At 70.9% G+C, this 18,332-nt stretch carries 16 protein-coding genes; 6 read left to right on the forward strand and 10 right to left on the reverse strand.

Annotated features, from left to right (window positions below; all coding sequences use genetic code 11):
• Positions 1-51 precede the first annotated feature (51 nt).
• The 4 genes from ACFC1K_RS03205 to ACFC1K_RS03220 all read right to left on the reverse strand — a co-directional run bounded on the left by ACFC1K_RS03205 (position 52) and on the right by ACFC1K_RS03220 (position 3,285).
• Positions 52-966, reverse strand: coding sequence for a formylglycine-generating enzyme family protein (locus ACFC1K_RS03205; protein ID WP_375870398.1), 915 nt, complete (start codon positions 964-966; stop codon positions 52-54).
• A 91-nt stretch (positions 967-1,057) separates the two neighbouring features.
• The gene (locus ACFC1K_RS03210) at positions 1,058-1,729 is read right to left on the reverse strand and encodes a GAP family protein (protein ID WP_375870399.1); all 672 of its coding nucleotides are present in this window, start codon (positions 1,727-1,729) and stop codon (positions 1,058-1,060) included.
• Between the two features lie 61 nt (positions 1,730-1,790).
• Complete coding sequence (locus ACFC1K_RS03215; protein WP_375870400.1) at positions 1,791-2,630, reverse strand: LLM class F420-dependent oxidoreductase; 840 nt, start codon at positions 2,628-2,630, stop codon at positions 1,791-1,793.
• 13 nt (positions 2,631-2,643) lie between these two features.
• Positions 2,644-3,285: a hypothetical protein gene (locus ACFC1K_RS03220; protein WP_375870401.1), complete on the reverse strand. Its 642-nt coding sequence runs from the start codon at positions 3,283-3,285 to the stop codon at positions 2,644-2,646.
• A 128-nt stretch (positions 3,286-3,413) separates the two neighbouring features.
• Here ACFC1K_RS03220 and ACFC1K_RS03225 point away from each other — a divergent pair, with 128 nt between their 5' ends.
• The 3 genes from ACFC1K_RS03225 to ACFC1K_RS03235 all read left to right on the forward strand — a co-directional run bounded on the left by ACFC1K_RS03225 (position 3,414) and on the right by ACFC1K_RS03235 (position 7,266).
• Complete coding sequence (locus tag ACFC1K_RS03225) at positions 3,414-4,631, forward strand: glycosyltransferase (protein WP_375870402.1); 1,218 nt, start codon at positions 3,414-3,416, stop codon at positions 4,629-4,631.
• A gap of 6 nt (positions 4,632-4,637) precedes the next feature.
• On the forward strand, positions 4,638-5,870 hold the full coding sequence (locus ACFC1K_RS03230) for a glycosyltransferase (protein ID WP_375870403.1): 1,233 nt from the start codon (positions 4,638-4,640) through the stop codon (positions 5,868-5,870).
• A gap of 373 nt (positions 5,871-6,243) precedes the next feature.
• Complete coding sequence (locus ACFC1K_RS03235) at positions 6,244-7,266, forward strand: GlxA family transcriptional regulator (protein WP_375870404.1); 1,023 nt, start codon at positions 6,244-6,246, stop codon at positions 7,264-7,266.
• Between the two features lie 25 nt (positions 7,267-7,291).
• On the opposite strand, the gene ACFC1K_RS03240 is transcribed toward ACFC1K_RS03235, so the two are convergent.
• Positions 7,292-7,702, reverse strand: coding sequence for a hypothetical protein (locus ACFC1K_RS03240; RefSeq protein ID WP_310286540.1), 411 nt, complete (start codon positions 7,700-7,702; stop codon positions 7,292-7,294).
• Positions 7,703-7,914: 212 nt separating this feature from the next.
• On the opposite strand from ACFC1K_RS03240, the gene ACFC1K_RS03245 reads away from it, so the two are divergent.
• Positions 7,915-9,579 carry a SulP family inorganic anion transporter gene (locus ACFC1K_RS03245; protein WP_375870405.1) on the forward strand — a complete coding sequence of 555 codons (1,665 nt, stop codon included), beginning with the start codon at positions 7,915-7,917 and terminating at the stop codon, positions 9,577-9,579.
• 94 nt (positions 9,580-9,673) lie between these two features.
• Positions 9,674-11,887: an ATP-dependent Clp protease ATP-binding subunit gene (locus tag ACFC1K_RS03250; RefSeq protein ID WP_375870406.1), complete on the forward strand. Its 2,214-nt coding sequence runs from the start codon at positions 9,674-9,676 to the stop codon at positions 11,885-11,887.
• 47 nt (positions 11,888-11,934) lie between these two features.
• Here the strand turns inward: ACFC1K_RS03250 and ACFC1K_RS03255 are convergent, their stop codons facing one another.
• Both ACFC1K_RS03255 and ACFC1K_RS03260 read right to left on the reverse strand, forming a co-directional pair.
• Entirely contained in the window at positions 11,935-13,116 is a 1,182-nt protein-coding gene (locus tag ACFC1K_RS03255) for a hypothetical protein (protein ID WP_375870407.1), read from the reverse strand.
• Positions 13,117-13,385: 269 nt separating this feature from the next.
• Positions 13,386-13,967, reverse strand: a complete 582-nt coding sequence (locus tag ACFC1K_RS03260) for a nitroreductase family protein (protein ID WP_375870408.1) — start codon at positions 13,965-13,967, stop codon at positions 13,386-13,388.
• 131 nt (positions 13,968-14,098) lie between these two features.
• On the opposite strand from ACFC1K_RS03260, the gene ACFC1K_RS03265 reads away from it, so the two are divergent.
• Complete coding sequence (locus ACFC1K_RS03265; protein WP_375870409.1) at positions 14,099-14,941, forward strand: UbiA family prenyltransferase; 843 nt, start codon at positions 14,099-14,101, stop codon at positions 14,939-14,941.
• A gap of 195 nt (positions 14,942-15,136) precedes the next feature.
• Here ACFC1K_RS03265 and ACFC1K_RS03270 read toward each other — a convergent pair whose 3' ends face one another.
• The 3 genes from ACFC1K_RS03270 to ACFC1K_RS03280 are packed head-to-tail and all read right to left on the reverse strand — an operon-like array spanning position 15,137 to position 18,135.
• The gene (locus tag ACFC1K_RS03270) at positions 15,137-16,270 is read right to left on the reverse strand and encodes an FAD-dependent oxidoreductase (RefSeq protein WP_375870410.1); all 1,134 of its coding nucleotides are present in this window, start codon (positions 16,268-16,270) and stop codon (positions 15,137-15,139) included.
• The gene (locus ACFC1K_RS03275) at positions 16,263-16,967 is read right to left on the reverse strand and encodes a methyltransferase domain-containing protein (protein ID WP_375870411.1); all 705 of its coding nucleotides are present in this window, start codon (positions 16,965-16,967) and stop codon (positions 16,263-16,265) included. Before ACFC1K_RS03275 ends, ACFC1K_RS03270 begins: the two co-directional genes overlap by 8 nt.
• A gap of 16 nt (positions 16,968-16,983) precedes the next feature.
• On the reverse strand, positions 16,984-18,135 hold the full coding sequence (locus tag ACFC1K_RS03280; RefSeq protein ID WP_375870412.1) for a type III polyketide synthase: 1,152 nt from the start codon (positions 18,133-18,135) through the stop codon (positions 16,984-16,986).
• Positions 18,136-18,332: the final 197 nt, after the last annotated feature.

Consider the following 18,332-nt stretch of genomic DNA (forward strand, 5'->3'; position numbering starts at 1 on the left):
GGGCGTTTCGTCTCGCTTCGCTCGCTCAACGACCGGGGGTCGGGGACCTGGTCAGGCGTCGGCGGCGCAGCGGAAGCCGATGTGCGACATGCCGGTGTCCTCGGCCTGGGGGGAGCGCGCGGCGGGGCGGAAGCGCAGGCAGTAGTCCGGCGAGCACAGGTGCGAGCCGCCCTTGAGCACGCGGCGCGGGATCGACGGGAAGCCGTCCTGCGCGCTCGCCGCGGCGAGCAGGTTCGCGCGTTTGCCGGCGTCGACGGGCTTGTCCGACAGGCGCAGGTGGCGCGGCGTGTAGTAGTCGGTCGTCCACTCCCAGACGTTCCCGGTCATGTCGTACAGCCCGTAGCCGTTGGGCTCGTACGAGCCGACGGGTGCGGCATCCCCGACGCCCTGGTTGTCGTAGGGGAAGCGCCCGAGCCACGAGTTCGCCTGCGCGACGCCGCCCGGGTAGGGCTCGTCGCCCCACGCGAACCGCGCGCCCTCGAGCCCGCCGCGCGCGGCGTATTCGTGCTCGGCCTCGGTGGGCAGGCGCAGGCCCGCCCAGTCGGCATAGGCGGTCGCGTCCTCGAAGGCGACGTGGACGACCGGATGCTGCAGCCGCTCGTCGATCGAGGAGCCGGGTCCGAACGGCCGGCGCCAGAACGCGCCCGGCTGCCACCGCCACCAGTTGCGCCAGTCGCGCAGGTCGACGGGGCCCGGAGTCGGCGTGAACACCATCGCCCCGGGGACGAGGTCGGCGGGATCCGCGCCCTCGAACGCGGCCGGGTCTAGCTCGCGCTCGGCGACGGTCACGTACCCGGTGTCGTCGACGAACGCGGCGTACTGCGCGTTGGTCACCGCGTGCCGGTCGATGCGGAACGGCGCGACCTCCCGCTCGTGCACGGGCTGCTCGTCGGGGTAGAACTCGTCCGACCCCATGCGGAACACGCCGCCGTCGAGGAGCACCTGGTCGTGAGTCGCCGCAGTCACCGCTCCACCGTAGCCCGGCGCTTCATTGCTCACCTGTCACGATGTGCCGCCCGGCCCGACACATCGTGACAGGTGAGCAGACAGGTGAGGGTCAGAACGAGCCGATGCCCTTGCCGATGAGCGAGACGCCGATGACCAGCAGCAGCACGGCCATGATGACCGCGTTCTCCTTCGAGAGCCACACGCGCAGCGCGTCGAGCGGGCCGCGGAGCTTCTCGGCGGCGATGAGGTAGCCGACGACCGGAACGAGGACGGTGGATGCTGCGATCAGCGTGAACACCACGATCACGAGCACGATCGACCCGACGTCGAGCCCCGCCGACCCGATGTCGACGCCGGCCGCGGCGGCCAGGAGGAGGTTCTTCGGGTTGATCGCCGAGAGGAGGAAGCCGAGGCCGAGCGCGACGGGGAAGGTGACCTTGTCGATCGCCTGCATCCACTTCGGCATCTGGGGCTCCTCGCCCGCCTTGGGCCGTCCGCGCCACTGACGCAGCGCCAGCAGCAGCAGCCCCGCCCCCAGCACGAGCTGGATCACGCCCTGGATCGGCTTCGAGGCATCCTCGTCCTGCTCGGGGAGGATCGATGACAGCAGCGTGAACACGGACACCGCGACCACGATGCCCAGCACCCAGCCGAGCAGGAACCCGACGCTCGTGACCCGGGCCTTCGGCGACAGGAGCATGAGGATCGCCGCGATGATCGGGATCGGGCTGATCGCCACACCGAGGGCGAGGGGAAGGATCTCTCCGATGACGGCGCCCATGGGCGTCCTCCTGAGGGGTGTCGAACGATATCGGCGTGGCCACCGTATCGGCCGATCGCCGTCAGACGCCGTTGATCCGGTCGCGCCACTCCAGGAGCGCCTTCACCGGCGCGAGGTCGTAGTCGGGTCCGTCGATCGCCGGGACGATCAGCCGGAAGCCGAGGTCGTACAGGCGGGACGCGGCATCCGCGTCCTCCAGCAGCGGGCCGAATCCGCGCACCGTGTACCCGGTCGACAGCTCGATCTCGGCCGGATCGCGGCCCTCACGTGCGCACCATTCGTGCAGCACGCCGATCTTTCGGTCGAGGTCGTCGAGCTTGGTGAAGGTGTGCCAGATGTCGGCGTGCTGGGCCACGAGTCGCAGTGTCTTCCGCTCGCCCTGGCCGCCGATGAGGATCGGGATCCGTCGCGTGGGCGGCGGGTTGAGGCGCTCCCATCGGGCACGCACGCGCGGGAGGTCCTCGGCGAGGTCGTCGAGCCGCGAGCCGACCGTGCCGAACTCGTAGCCGTAGGCGTCGTAGTCGGGCTGCGCCCACCCCGAGCCGGTGCCGAAGATGAGCCGGCCGGTTCCGGTCGCCCGAGCGCTGATGTGGTCGACGGTGCGGGCCATGTCCGCCTGCAGATCGGGGTTGCGATACGAGCTGCAGTTGACGAGCGGCCCGAACTCGACGCGTTCGGTCTGCTCGGCCATCGCGGCGAGCACCGTCCACGCCTCGAAGTGCGCGGCCTCGAACGGCTCGGTGAGCGGGAAGAAATGGTCCCAGTTGAAGACGACGTCGACGCCGAGCTCCTCCGCGCGCAGCACGGCATCGCGATAGGCCGTGTACGACCCGTGCTGCGGCGCGAGCTGCACGCCGATCCGCAGCGGACGATGGTCCGCGGGATGCCTCGACGAAGTCACGTCGAAGAGCCTCTCAGTTCTTCGGCTCGATGCGGAGCACCTCGGGCGATTCGCCGACCGTCAGATCGTCCACGACGCGGAGCGTGCGCGCGAGGTCGTCGACGCTGCCGATCACGGTGCCGAAGCGCTCGCGGTCGGAGCACACCGAGGTCACGGTGACGAAGTGCGTGCCGGTGTCCCACGTGTAGGTCGCGAACGGAGGAGTGCGCTGGTCGGAGGGGAGCGCCATCTCGAGCTTCTCGCCGATGCCGAGGTAGGGGTTGCGGAAGCTCTCGGTGTCGTCGTACTCCATCGGCATCATGGCGCGGGCGGCACGGAGGTCGTTGGTGGCCTGCTGCACCTGGGCCATCACGACGACGAGCTCGGCGTCGGCCTTCCACACCCACACCAGCACGCGCCCCGCGGCCTTGCGCATCAGGAACGGTGCGGCCTGACTCATCGCCCAGGCGGCGAAGCCGTTCCCGGAGCGCGGCTGCCCGGTGGCCCCACCCGACGACTCGATCGGCGTCGCGCCCGCAGGGCCGATCATCAGGCCGCCGGCCTGGTTGAGCAGCATCCGAATCGCCGTCTTGCGGTGACGGCGCCCTCGGAAGCCGAGCGACTCGGTCACGGGCACCCAGAGGTTCGGGTCGGCGTCGGCCTGCAGGCGGGGCATGCGACCAGGGTACGTGCCTCCACTGGCGCGTTCCTGGGGAGCCCCCGGAAACCCCTCGGGTAGGGTGGAGGGCGCGTGGCGCCAGCCGCTGCCGCGCGTCCCCCGCCGCACAGACAGGCCCCCAACCCGTGACCGATCCTGCGACGCCCGACGACACCCCCGCCGACGCCGCGAGTCCTCGCGCACTTACGATCCTCTACGGCGCCGACACGTTCCTCCCGCACGTGAACGGCGCCGCCCGTTTCGCGGAGCGCCTCGCCGCCGGCATGGTCGCGCGCGGCCACGAGGTGCACGTGATGGCGCCCAGCAAGCGGCACCGCGACCACGGCACTTTCACCGAGGTCATCGAGGGCCAGTCGATGACGATGCACCGGCTGCCGTCGTGGCGCTGGTACCCGCACGACTGGCTGACGTTCGTCATGCCGTTCCGATCGAAGTACTACGCCCGCCGCGTGCTCGACAAGGTGCAGCCCGACGTGGTGCACATCCAGTCGCACATCATCATCGGCCGCGGTCTCACGCGCGAGGCGCGCAAGCGCGGCATCCCCGTCGTCGCGACGAACCACGTCATGGCCGAGAACGTGCTCGACTTCACGGTGCTCCCGCCGTCGTGGACCCGGTACGCGGTGAAGCTCGCGTGGGAGGACGCCGAGCGCACCTTCAAGATGACGCGCGCCGTCACGACCCCGACGCGCAAGGCCGCCGAGTTCCTCGAGCGCACGATCGACATCGACGGCGTCATCCCGGTCAGCTGCGGCATCGACGCGGCGAACTACACGGCCGACCTCACGCCCCGTGACGCGCACCGTCTGGTGTTCGTGGGACGCCTCACCACCGAGAAGCAGATCGACGTCGTGCTGCGCGCCATCGCGAAGCTCGACCCGGCGCTCGACGTGCGGTTCGACATCGTCGGCTCGGGCGACCAGCGCCGCAACCTCGAGCAGCTCGTCGCCGAGCTGGGCCTCGGCGACCGCGTCTTCTTCCACGGTCACACGACCGACGAGGAGCTGCGGGCGCTGCTCACCGACGCGAGCCTCTTCGTGATCGCCTCGATCGCCGAGCTCCAGTCGATCGCGACGATGGAGGCGATGGCCTCGGGCCTGCCCATCGTGGCCGCCGACGCCGTCGCGCTTCCCCACCTCGTGCACGACGGCGAGAACGGCTACCTCTTCCGCCCCGGCGACGTCGACGACCTCGCCGCCAAGCTCACGACGGTGCTGACGCAGACGCCGCACGAGCGCGCGCGCATGCAGCAGTGCTCCCTCGAAGGCGTCAAGGTGCACGACATGAAGCGCACGCTCGACACGTTCGAGGCGCTGTACCGCGACGAGCCCCTTCCCGATTAGGTCATCGTGCACGTCGTGATGTTCGGCGACCAGCACGTCGAGTCGCTCGGCGGGGCGCAGGTCTCGATGCGCCTGCAGCGCCGCTTCCTCGAGAAGGCCGGGCACACCGTGACGATGGTCGCGCCGGGGATGCACGGCCCGCGGGCGCGCGCGGCTGCCGGTGACTCCGCCTATGTGGACCTGCCGTCGATCCCCGTCACGGTGGACCGCGAATACTCCATGACGTGGCCGGGCCGGCGTACGGATCGGCGGTTGGATGCTGCGATGGCAGGCCTCCCGCCGGTCGACGTCGTGCACATCCAGGGGGACTTCTGGGGCGCATTCATCGGAGTGCGTTATGCGCAGCGCCATAGCATCCCGATCGTCCACACGATGCACAATCGGCTCGACGTCGGCATCGAGGCGACCACGCCGTTCCCGAAGACCGTGCTGCGGGTGCTGAACGCGTGGCAGCGCCGCGCGCTCGGGCGCCGCATCGGCGAGTCGGAGCGGGGTCACGATGGCTGGGCGTACCTGCGCCGCTTCGGCGCCCGGGCCGCCGCGATCACCGCGCCGTCGACGCACTTCGCACGCCGGCTCGAGGCGAACGGGGTCCTGCCCGCGGTCGGTGCGCCCGCGATCGACGTGATCTGGAACGGCATCGACGACGACGTGCTCGACGAGGTGCTCGCGACGGCTTCGACCCAGCGCGCCCCCGGCAAGCCGCGGTTCGTGTGGCTCGGGCGCATGAGTCCCGAGAAGCGCCTGATGCCCTTCCTCGAGGCGCTCGCCGCGTCGGGCATCGAGGCCGAGGTCGAGGTGATCGGCGGCGGCGGCCAGCTGCGCGCAGCGCGGCGCCTCGTCGAGAAGCTCCAGCCGCGCGCGACCGTGACCTTCGCGGGACGGATGCCGTACGCCCAGACCCTGCGGCGCATCGCCGCCGCCGACGCCGTCGTGCAGACCTCGATCGGCTTCGAGACACAGGGCATGACGATCTTCGAGGCGGCCTCGCTCGGCACGCCGTCCGTGGTCAGCGACCCGGACCTGGCGGCAGAGCTCGGCGGGGGCTTCTGGGCTGTGGGGGACGGCGTGACCGCGGACCCGTCGGTCGCCGCGCTCGCGGACGCGCTGCGGGCGGCAGCATCCGATATCTCCGCGGGAACGCCCCGCGTGCCGGACCCGACCATCCGCGAGCGCTTCCGGCAGTCGTCGCGCACCGCGGCGATGGTCGAGGTCTACGACCGCGTCACCGTCCGCTGATTCAGGTGTCGCAACACGCGGAATCGCGTTGGCGATCCCGCGTGTTGCGACACCGGAAGTGCGTAGCGGGTCGGCGCGCCTTCACACAGGTGACGCAACACGCGGAAGGGCGGTAGCGATCCCGCGTGTTGCGACACCCGAACGCGGGACTGGGCCGACGGGCGCGGGGTCAGGGGAGGCGGGTGCGGTCGGTGGGAATCCGGCGGTAGCCGTCGGAGTGGAGGGCGGCGATCGTCGATGCGAAGGCCACCGCGGACAGGGCTGCGAGAAGAATCACCATGAACATGGCAGAAACGCTACGCTTGCGTCAGTCCTGCCACGAGTGGCAGAATGGACACACATCGCACGAAAACTGCCAGTCGCGGAGGTTCGCATGAAGACAGTGGCCTGCATCGTCACGGACGGCTTCGCGCCGTTCGAGTTCGGCGTCGCCTGCGAGGCGTTCGGCCTCGATCGGTCCGACGACGGCATCCCGAACTTCGACTTCCGCGTGGTCACGCCCGACCCGGGAGTCGTCCAGTCCAAGATGGGCTTCTCGATCAACGTCGACGCCGACCTCTCGTTCGCGTACGAGGCCGACCTCGTCGTGGTGTCCCCGGTTCCCCACCAGTACTGGGGCAACGTCGACGACCGTGTGCTCGACGTCATCCGCGCCGCGGTCGCCCGCGACGCGTGGGTGCTGAGCGTGTGCAGCGGATCCTTCGTCGTCGCCGCCTCCGGTGTGCTCGACGGCCGCCGTGCGACCACGCACTGGATGTACGCGCAGAAGATGAAGGAGATGTACCCCTCCATCGACATCGACCCCGACGTGCTCTACGTGCAGGACGGCCGCATCATCACGAGCGCCGGCACCGCGGCCGGCCTCGACGCGTGCCTGCACCTGCTGCGTCAGGAACTCGGCGCGGAGCTCACGAACATCATCGCCCGCCGCATGGTCGTGCCGCCCCAGCGCGACGGCGGTCAGGCGCAGTTCATCGCGAACCCGCTTCCGGCCACGACGTCGCTGTCGCTCGCGCCGGTCACCGACTGGATGCTCGACAACCTGCGTCTCGACCTCACCGTCGACCAGCTCGCGACGAAGGCGCACATGTCGCCGCGCACGTTCGCCCGCCGGTTCAAGGCCGACTTCGGTGCGACGCCGGCGGCGTGGCTCGCGAGGCAGCGGATCATCCACGCGCAGCGCCTGCTCGAGAAGACCGATCTCGGCCTCGACCGCATCGCCTACGAGAGCGGGTTCGGTTCGGCGGCGGTGTTGCGGCAGAACTTCGCGCGCGTGCTCGGCACCACGCCGACCGCGTACCGCTCGCGCTTCACCTGCCACCTCGATGAGATGACGAATGCCTCGGCCTCCGCCGAAGCGGGAGCCGAGGCATCCGTTCTCGAGTCCGTCGCGTAGGGCGTTCTCACGCCCTGCAACGGGGTCAGGCCTTCTTGGCGTCGATCTCCTTGCCGTGCACGGTGAGCGCGTAGATCACGAGGATGTCGACGGCGAGCAGCGCCAGCGACAGCCACGGCTGCACCGAGATGAGCGTGATCTGGCCGATCGCGTTGAGCGCCACCAGGATGATCGCGATGACGCGGGCCCACGTCGCGCCCAGGAGGAGGAAGACGCCGACGAGGATCAGCAGCGCACCGGAGATCAGGTGCCACCAGCCCCAGCCCTGGACGTCGATCGAGAAGAGCGCTTCCTGCCCGAGGAAGTAGGCGGTGTCAGGGCCGATGAGCGCCTGCAGGCCGTGGAAGGCGTCGATGGTGCCGCCCACGATGAGGACGACGGCGGCGAAGACGCCCCATCCGGCCCATCCGGAAGTGTTGACATCTGAGTTGGTCATGGCGAGGTCCCTTCATGTCGGCCGGAGAGGCCGTTCAGCGTCGGGCGTCGCGGCGCCCGTGCGGTGTTGGTGCCGCTAGGCGTCAGACTAGCCATCCTGGGAGAATCCTGGGAAGAGTTCTCTTCATGCAGGTCGCGTGAATTACGCGCGATGTCCGTGCGCGTCGAAAAGGTTCCTGCCGCGCGCAGGGAGGCCTTCGCTAGCGTGTGACCGTGGGGTTCGATCCGAGATCGTGGTTCTCCCGTAAGACGCTGCGCAAGGACGCGGTCGCGGGTGTGATCCTCGGCGTCGAGGCGGTGCCCGACGGACTTGCGGCCGGCCTCCTCGCCGGGGTCAACCCGCTCGCCGGTCTCTACGGCTACCTCTTCGGCATGGTGGGCGCGGCCGTGCTCACGAGCAGCGCGTTCATGGCCGTGCAGGCGACGAGCGCGATGGCCCTCGTCGTGTCGGATGCCGGGCTCGAGACGCTGCCCAACCCGGATCGCGGGCTCTTCACCCTCGCGATCCTGACCGGCATCATCATGGTGATCGCGGGCCTCCTGCGCGGCGGGCGGCTGATCAGCTTCGTTCCGACGCCGGTCATGACCGGCTTCGTCACCGCGATCGGCGTCAACATCATCCTCGGTCAGCTGTCGAACTTCACCGGCTACCAGGCGGAGGGCGCCAACCGGCTGCTCAAGACCATCGACGTGCTCGTGCACATCGGGCAGTGGAACATCCCGTCCCTGGTCGTGGGCGCGATCGCCGTGCTCATCATCGTGGTGCTGCTGCCGACCCGCGTCGGCAGCATGGGGCTCGTCATCGCGGTCGTGGTCGGCTCGGTGTGCGCCGTGCTGCTGAACCTGTGGGTGCCGAACTCGGTGGTGCTGCTGCGCGACATCGTCGACGTGCCGCGAGGGCTGCCGGCCCCGGTGCTGCCCAGCATCGCCGACGCGCCGAACCTGCTCATTCCCGCGCTGTCGCTCACCTTCATCGGCCTCGTGCAGGGCGCGGCGGTGTCGGCCGGCATCCCGACCGCCGACGGCAGGCGCGCCGACGCCAACCGCGACTTCATGGGCCAGGGGCTCGGCAACGTCGTGTCGGGGCTGTTCCAGGGCATGCCGGTCGGCGGGTCGATGTCCGGCTCGTCGCTCATCGTGCAGGCGGGGGCGAAGACGCGCCTGTCGTTGTTCGTCGCGGGGGCCGTGATGGCCGTCGTGATCTTCGCCCTGGCCGACGTCGTCTCGTTCGTGGCGATGCCGGCACTCGCCGGGCTGCTCATCGTCGTCGGCTGGCGCGCGATCAAGCCGAGTCGCATCTACTCGGTGATCAAGTCGGGCCTGCTGCCCACGACGATCATGGCGGTGACGTTCGGACTGACGCTGATCATCCCGCTGCAGTTCGCCGTGCTCGTGGGTGTGGGGCTCGGCGTCATCCTGTACGTCGCCGAGCAGTCGAACAGCGTGCGGGTGAGGGCCGTCGTGATCGCCGACGACGGTCGCATGCGCGAGACCGATCCACCCGCGGTCGTCCCTGCGGGCGAGGTGCTGGTGCTGCAGCCCTACGGCAGCCTCTTCTTCGCCAGCGCGCCGGTGTTCGAGCGGCAGCTGCCCGACGTCAGTCGCGAATCGAGCGGCTCGGTCGTCATCGTGCGTCTGCGCGGCACCGACGAGATCGGCCTGTCGCACGTGGAGGTGCTGCGGCGGTTCGCGGCAGAGCTGCGCGACGCCGACTCGACGCTCAAGGTCGTGGCCACGGAGGACCGCGTCGTGTCGCAGCTCGACGCCGGTGGGCTCACCGCCGACATCGGCGCCGACAACGTCTACCGCGGCACCGAATGGGTGGGCGAGGGGCTGCGCCGCGCCTACGCAGACGCTCGGGCGGAGATCGAGGACTAGCGTCGCGTTGCTCGAGGAGCGGCTCGCTGGTAAACTTGAGCCATGACGACTCAACTTTGACGAAGAGTTGAGATCCACAGATTTCAGGAGACAGATGAACGCCACGCAACAGCCCGGGCAGGAGGACGCGCAGAGCGCCCTCGAGCAGTTCGGGATCAACCTCACAGACCGTGCCCGACAGGGCAAGCTCGACCCCGTCATCGGGCGGGACAGCGAGATCCGGCGCGTCAGCCAGGTGCTGACCCGCCGCACCAAGAACAACCCCGTGCTCATCGGCGAGCCCGGCGTCGGCAAGACCGCCGTCGTCGAGGGCCTCGCCCAGCGCATCGTCGCGGGCGACGTCGCCGAGTCCCTCAAGAACAAGGAGCTCGTCACCCTCGACATCTCGGCGCTCGTCGCCGGCGCGATGTACCGCGGCCAGTTCGAGGAGCGCCTGAAGAGCGTGCTCAAGGAGATCACCGAGTCCGACGGGCGCATCATCACGTTCATCGACGAGCTGCACGTGCTCATGGGCGCGGGCGGCGGCGAGGGGTCGGTGGCCGCATCCAACATGCTGAAGCCGATGCTCGCCCGCGGCGAGCTGCGCCTCATCGGCGCGACCACGCTGAACGAGTACCGCGAGTTCATCGAGAAGGATGCTGCGCTCGAGCGTCGCTTCCAGCAGGTCTACGTCGGCGAGCCCAGTGTCGAGGACACGGTCGCGATCCTGCGCGGACTCAAGGGCCGCTACGAGGCCCACCACGGCGTCACCATCAACGACGGCGCGCTCGTGGCCGCGGCATCCCTGTCCAATCGCTACATCCCCAGCCGCCAGCTTCCCGACAAGGCCATCGACCTGATCGACGAGGCGATGAGCCGGCTCAAGATGGAGATCGACTCGAGCCCGCTCGAGATCGACCAGCTGCGGCGCCAGATCGACCGCATGCGGCTGGAGGAGCTCGCCCTCAAGAAGGAGAAGGACTCCGCGTCGAAGGAGCGCCTCGCCACACTGCGGGAGCACATGACCACCGCCGAGGCGGAGCTGTCGGTGCTCGAGCAGCGCTGGCAGCGCGAGCGCGCCGGCCTCAACCGCGTCGGCGAGCTCAAGAAGCAGCTCGACCAGGCGATCATCGACCGCGACCGCGCGCTGCGCGAGGCCGACTACACGCGGGCGTCGAAGCTCGAGTACGAGACCATCAAGCGCCTCGAGGTCGAGATCGCGCAGGCCGAGCAGGCCGAGGCCGCGTCGACCGAGGAGCGCATGGTCAACGAGCAGGTGACCGACGAGGATATCGCCGCCGTCATCGCGGCGTGGACCGGCATCCCGGTCGGCCGTCTGCTCCAGGGCGAGTCGGAGAAGCTGCTGCACCTCGAGGCGGAGCTCGGCAAGCGCCTGATCGGGCAGAAAGACGCGGTGAAGGCGGTGTCGGATGCTGTGCGCCGCTCTCGTGCGGGCATCAGCGACCCCGGTCGCCCGACCGGGTCGTTCCTCTTCCTCGGCCCGACCGGCGTCGGCAAGACCGAACTCGCCAAGGCGCTCGCGGAGTTCCTCTTCGACGACGAGCACGCCATGGTGCGCATCGACATGTCGGAGTACGGCGAGAAGCACTCGGTCTCGCGCCTGGTCGGTGCCCCTCCGGGCTACATCGGGTACGAGCAGGGCGGCCAGCTCACGGAGGCCGTCCGCCGGCGTCCCTACTCGGTCGTGCTGCTCGACGAGGTCGAGAAGGCGCACCCCGAGGTGTTCGACGTGCTGCTGCAGGTCATGGACGACGGCCGCCTCACCGACGGCCAGGGTCGCACGGTCGACTTCACGAACGTGATCCTCATCCTGACGTCGAACATCGGCTCGCCGATCCTCATCGACCCGGTGCTGTCGGTCGACGAGAAGCGCGACGCCGTCATGGCGATCGTGCGGCAGGCGTTCAAGCCCGAGTTCCTCAACCGGCTCGACGACATCGTGATGTTCGCCGCGCTCAGCCAGGACGACCTGGCGCAGATCGTCGAACTCGCCGTGTTCGCGCTGCAGCGCCGCCTCAAGGACCGCCGCCTCACCCTCGCGGTGACGCCGGACGCCCGCGCCTGGCTCGCCGAGCGCGGTTACGACCCGGTGTTCGGCGCGCGGCCGCTGCGCCGCCTCATCCAGTCCGAGATCCAGGACCGCCTCGCGATGGCCCTGCTCTCGGGCGGCGTGCGCGACGCCGACGTCGTCCGGGTCGATGTGGCGGCGGACGGCTCCTCGCTGGTGCTGACAAGCGACGGTCCGGCCGCGCCCGAGCCGGCGACGGACGACGACGACGTGATCGAGGCGGAGCTCCTCGACGACTGATCCTGTTCTCCGATATCGGATCGGTGAGACGCCCGCCTGCTGTCGGCTCATCGGCTGCGCGGGCGGCGCACGCCGAAGAGATTCGTTGTGAAGACGCGGATGCTACGGAATGCGGATACAGGACGAGGGATACCTCTCTCCGACTTGACCACATGGGCCGTTACTGGCTCGGAGGTCGCTGCGGCGGCTTCGGCGAGACGAGCCTGGAGTTGCTGGTACACCTCGCCGGCGCGATGCAGGCTCCGCCGCGTGGATGCGTCCTGGATGAGTCGGACCCACGGAACGTGACGCGACAGTGGCTCAACGTAGAGCACCGTCGTCAGTGTCACGTAGAAGGCGATCGTCACCCAGCCGAGCCAGGCGAGCGCGGTGGGGAGCAGCACAATCGCCACGGATGTCGCGAGGCCCAGGGCGGGGAGGGCCAGGAGCACTCGAATGAACCACCGTGCAGCGCCCCTGGCAGAGCGGTCAGCGCTGGCGCGCCAACCGATGAGGATCAGCAGCTGCCCAAGGAGAAGTCCGGCCGCGATGCCCATTGCCTGACCCAGATATGCCGTTCCCCCGAGCTGCAGTCCCAGCGGGACAACCGCTGCCACAACCCACGAAGACACCGGGACCGCCCACGCCATCGCTTCGGCGCGTCGCGAAGCGGTCGGATCGGTGTCGCCCGCCAGGTTGCCTGCGAGCCGCCCGACTCGCGCTCGTCGGTCTACGAGATCCGCCTTCGCACGCGCCAGCTGCTGCTCCGGGGTCGCAACCGCGATGATGCTCACGCCGACAAACGAGATCAGCCACCCGGCAACAGCGATGACGAGCGCTCGCGGCAGCGCGGCCGAGTCCGCCGCGATGGCGGGCAGCGACAGGCTGGAGATCGCCGCTAGCGTGGCGAGGGACAGGACCAGTGTCGCCTGGATCGGCGCGCGGGCTCGCTCGGCGATCGCACTCCAATCTCCGCCGAAGCCTGTGGTCGCCGCTGTGGCAACGAGAATGGTCGCGACCACGCCGGCGATTCCGATCGCGTCGTCGAACACGGGCATCGCCCAGGCGCCGACCGTCCGCACGGGCGCCCAGAAGTCCCCCGTCGGGCCGAAGTCGTTGGTCATCAGCGCGACCACCAACCACGGAACGGTGAGCGAGATCACGATGTACGGCCAGAAGAGCCAGACAATCCACGTTCTCGTTCTCCGCTGCCTGCGCGCCGCCTCCTCCGCCTGACGTCGACCGCTCATCGTCCTCACTCCTCACCGTTCGTTGCGAGAAGCATCCTGTCGACCTCCGACAACCCGGCGGGTGGTGACGTTCAGGTCGCGGCGGAGCCCGATTTGCTCCTGGCCTCAGGCGGTGTTCTTGGTTTGGGGCGCGGGCCGTCCGTTTGGGGCGCAGGCGGCGCGCCCCAAACGGACGCGGCGCGCCCCAAACGTCAGAGGCAAAGGAGGAAAACGGATGCCGTGCCCCGCAGCGGCGGGCCGAGGCATCCGTCTCTCGGATCCGGGGTGGATCAGTCGTTCACGAGCACCGAGTCGGCGGCGGGGCGGCGCACGCGCGGGGCGTTCTCGCGGGCCTGCAGCTCCTCCGACGCGAGGCGGATGTCGCCGAGCTCGCCGACCGCCATGACGGTGACGGGGGTGAAGTCGGAGCTGAGGTCGAAGCCGGCGGCGATGGCGTCGCGGTCGAAGCCGCCCATCTGGTGCGTCGACAGGCCGTCGGCGTGCGCCTGGACCGTGAAGTGCGCGGCGACCTGGCCGGTGTCGTACTGCGCCCAGCGCATCGGCTCGCCGTCGCGCGTGGTCTCGGCGACGAACACGACGAGCGCGGCCGCGTCGCCCGCCCACGCGCTGTTGAAGCCGGCGAGCGAGGCGAGCACGGTCGCGTGCGCGGCCGAGCCGCGACGGGCGACGATGACGCGCCAGGCCTGCGTGTTGGCGGCGGTCGGCGTCCAGCGGGCGGCCTCGAGCGCGCTCGCGAGGGCGGCCTCGTCGATGACCGACTCGCGGTCGAAGATGCGGGTGCTCCAGCGCTCGGCGAGCACGTCGATGATCGGCGCGTCGGTCTCGGCGGTGCGGGTGGTGAGAGTGGACATGGGCTGCTCCTCTGGGGTCGAGCGATCTCTGCCGGGACCCCGTCGGCCCAGATCCATGCAACGACATGGACCTGGGAACATTCCCTCCATGTCCTCCCGTGTCGCCGAGCGGCCCGTGAGAGCATCGACCCGTGCGCACCGTCCGTGCTCTGTGGGGTTCTTCGCATCCGGGGCCGACGCTCGTCGTGACTGCCCTCGCCCTCGCCCTGGGCATCGCGACGGGGCTCGAGGCCTGGCGGCTGGCGCTGCTGACGACGTCGGTCTTCGCGGGGCAGCTGTCGGTCGGCATCTCGAACGACGCCCTCGACGCGGAGCGCGATCGCGCGGTCGGCCGCACCGACAAGCCGATCGCCCGCGGCGACGTGTCGGCGCGGGTCGCCTGGGGCGCCGCGCTCGGTCTGCTGGCGTCGGCTCTGGTGCTCTCGGCACCATTGGGATGGCGGATGCTGGCCGCCCACGCGCTCGCCCTCGGCTCGGCGTGGGCCTACAACGCGGGGCTGAAGTCCACGCCGTGGTCGATCGTGCCGTTCCTCGTGAGCTTCGGGATCTTCCCGTCGCTGGCGACGCTGTCGGCGCCGGATCCGTCGTTCGCGGCGTGGTGGGCGTGGGTCGCCGGCGCGTCCCTCGGCGCCGCCGTGCACCTCACGAACGTGCTGCCCGACCTCGACGACGACGCGCGCACGGGCGTGCGCGGGCTGCCCCACCGGCTGGGACCGCGGGTGGCGGCGATCGTCGCCGCGCTCGCTGTGGTCGGCGGTGCGGTCGCGGTGCTGCTCGGCGCCGCGGGCGGTGACCTCGGGGCCGTGTCGCTCGTGTCGTGGATCTTCTTCGCGGCCGTCGTGGCCGTGGCGGCGGTGACGGCGTGGCGTGCGATCTCGAAGCCACCGACGCGCGCGCTGTTCCGTCTCGTGATGCTCGCGGCGCTGCTCCTCGCGGCCCAGCTCGTGGCGTCGGGCAGCGCCTTCGTCGCCTGAGGCCTCAGCCCGGGGTCGAGGCATCCGTTCGCCCCTCGCGTCCCAGGCTTGGGGCGCGCCGCGGTCGTTTGGGGCGCATGGGATGCGCCCCAAGCCGGACGCCGTGCGCCCCAAACCCCCGCAGTCCAGCGCCGCGGTCGGCGGTGGCGAGCGGAGGCCGGAACGGACGGTGCCCCGAACCCGAGACGGGCCGGGTCAGGCGTCGACGTCGAAGCCCATCGAGTACGCGCGGGCGAAGAGCCGGGCCGACGGTCCGGTGAGCATCGCGCGCACCGCCGTGCGCCTCAACACGTCGCCGCGACCGCTGGGCCGGCCGAGCGCGGTGTTCACACTCGCCAGCGTCGCGGCACGTCGCGCCGACTGGACCCGACGGGCTTCCCACCGCAGCAGCCCGAGGTCGGGGGCACGGCCGGTGCGCGCCCAGGAGGCGAGGAGAGGCGCCAGGGTCACCGCGTCGAGCAGGCCGAGGTTCATGCCCTGGCCGCCGATCGGGCTGACCTCGTGGGCGGTGTCTCCGATCGCGAACACGCGGCCGTGACGCAGCCGGGGCGCGACGACCCGGCGCACGCCGAACGACGTCGCCGCCGTCACCGCCTCGGCCGCAGCCGCCTCCCCGCGGCGCGCGAGCGCGTCCCGCAACCGCCGAGTGCGGGCCTCTGGGTCTTCGTCGGCGCCCGGCGCGTCCCACGCGACGAACCGGCGGCGGCCGCCGGGCAGCGGGAAGGACTCGAGCACGCCGTCCGGATCGAGGTGGATCACCGCGAGCTCGCCATCGGCGTCGGCGGCAGCATCCGTCATCAGATAACGGTCGCGGTAATCGCGCGCCGGCACGGCACCCGGACGGTAGACGAGATCACGTGCGGCGCCGCCGCCCGCGACGACGACGATGCGGCTCTCGGACTCGATGGGGCGGCCGAGGAGTCCGGCCCGCACCACGACCGCGTCACGATGCGGGATCACCGCGAGCACGTACGCGCCGCGCAGCGGCTCGGGAGCCGCTGTTCCGAGCACGGACTCCGTGGTCGCCTGCGGGAGGGTCGCCACGAAGGGGAAGCGCGCCGGCAGCACGTCGAAATGCACCGTCCCGAGCAGGCGCCCGCGCGATCGGGCCTCTCCGCGGCGCACGCGCACCGCCTCGGCGAGGAGTCGGTCCGTGAGCCCCGACGGTTCGAGGGCGGCCAGGACGGGGGAGTGGATGCCGATGGCCCGGGTGCCGTCGCCGACAGCGGGTCGCCGCTCGAGGAGCTCGACGTCGACGCCGCGGCGGGCCAGCTCGCCGGCGAGCAGCATCCCGACCGGACCGGCGCCGACGACGGTGACGTCACGCACGGCCGCGCCCGACGGCGAGGAGGCGGAAGGGCACCGGCGCCTGCACCGTCCACGCGCCCGGACTTCTGGCCTCCAGCGCGGCCGTGAGTTCGGCGCGCGTGTAGCTGCGGCGGATCGAGCGGAGGCCGTCGGTGCGCAGGAAGGTGCCGCGCTCGAAGGGGGTGATCCCGACGGCGTAGAGCCCGTACGCCGGCCGCGAGCGGGCGATGTCGCTGTGCAGCACGATGCCGCGGGAGAGCGCGCGGGACTCCTCGACGAAGTCGCCGAGGCCGTCGCCCAGGTGGTGGAGGACGTGATTCGACAGCACCGCGTCGTACGTGCGCCCCTCGGCGACCAGGGTGGCGGCATCCGCTCTCCGGAAGCTCGCGCCGGCGATCGGCCCGCGCGCCATCGCCACCTCGTGCGCGCGCGGGTCGGGGTCGATGCCCGTCCAGGTCACCTCGAGCCCGTCGTGCCGGGCGGCCGCGGCGAGGCGCGCGACGAGGTCTCCGCCGCCGGAGCCGATATCGAGGACGTGCGCCGGCCGGCCCAGATCGGCGAGATGAGGGCGCAGCCGCGTGCGATACACGACGCCCCAACCCGAGACGAGGCGGTTGATCGTGCCGAAGCGCCGCAGCGTTGCGCGCAGCGCGTCCGGATCGCAGTCCGGGTCGTCCATGAGCTCGGCGAGCCGGTCGTCGCGGACGGCGAGGCTCATGCCGGCACCGCCGCCGTCACGCCGAGGCCGCCAGGGCGAGGCCGACGTCCTCCGCGGTCGTGACCGCCGGGCGGCGCCGCGTCATCAGCGCCGATTCGACGGTGAGCCCCGGGCCGAAGGCGAGGCCCGCGACCCGAGCGCCATCGGGGACGTCGTCGTCGCGGAGGAGCGACGCGAGGATGAACAGGATGGTCGCGCTCGACATGTTCCCGAAGTCGCGGAGCACGGCCCGCGACGCCGCGAGCGCGTCGGGCGGGAGGTCGAGCCCGGCCTCGACCCGGTCGAGCACGCTGCGCCCGCCGGGATGCACCGCCCACACGTCGGGGGGCGTGTCGTCGCCGAGGAACCTGCCCACCGCTCCCTGGATCTCGCGGCCGATGATGCGCGGCACCTCGGCGGAGAGGATCATCTCGAACCCGTTGTCGCCGATCGTCCAGACCATGTCGGTCTCACCCTCGTCGGTGAGGGCGGTGCCGAACCTGTCGAGGTCGAGTCCGCCGGGGTTCCCCGCGGTCGGATCGGCGGTGACGATCGCCGCCGCCGCGCCGTCGGCGAAGACGGATGCCGCCACGATCTGCTGCGGATCGTTCGACGGCCGCAGATGCAGCGTGCACAGCTCGGTGCACACGACCAGCACGACCGCATCCGGTCTCGACGCCGCCAGAGCCGAGGCGACCCGCAGCGCGGGCAGCGCCGCGGCGCAGCCGATGAAGCCGAGGTGGCACCGCTCGACTGTCGGGCGCAGGCCGAGATCGCGGACGAGGCGATAGTCCGGGCCCGGCGCGAAGAGGCCCGTGCACGAGACGGTGACCACGTGGGTCACTGCGGAAGGATCGATGCCGCCGTCGGCCAGGGCCGTTCGCGCGGCGGCGGCCGTGAGCTCCGGGGCCGACGCGATGAAGCGCTGGTTGCGCGCGCCCGTCGTGGGGGAGAGGAGCCGGCCCTCGGAGTCGACGAAGGCGGCGTCGTCGGGCGCGACGGCAGCCGACGCGAACTCGGCCAGCACGGTGTGCCGCTGTTCGATCGCCGACGCGTCGAAGACCGCCTGGATGCGGCGCCGCGCGAGCCGGTCGGCCCCCTCCTGCGCCGCGAAGATGTCGCGCGCGACCGCCTGCGCGATGCGGGTGGGCGGAACAGCTGTGCCGATCGAGACGATGCGGGCCGTCATGGTGCAACCTAAGCACGCCCATGCCCGGATGGGCACGATCTTGCCGGAAACCCGCAGGTCGGGTACGGCTCGGCGGTCGGCCGATCGCATCGCCGTGGTCGAACTCAGGCGTTTCCGCAGAGACCGGGGACCTCGTCCTCGGTCTCGGCGAGATCCCCCTGTTTCCCGGGGTTGAGCGGCGGGGGACGGATGCCTCG

Source organism: Microbacterium sp. NPDC056057 (assembly GCF_042266945.1).
Lineage (GTDB): Bacteria > Actinomycetota > Actinomycetes > Actinomycetales > Microbacteriaceae > Microbacterium > Microbacterium trichothecenolyticum_C.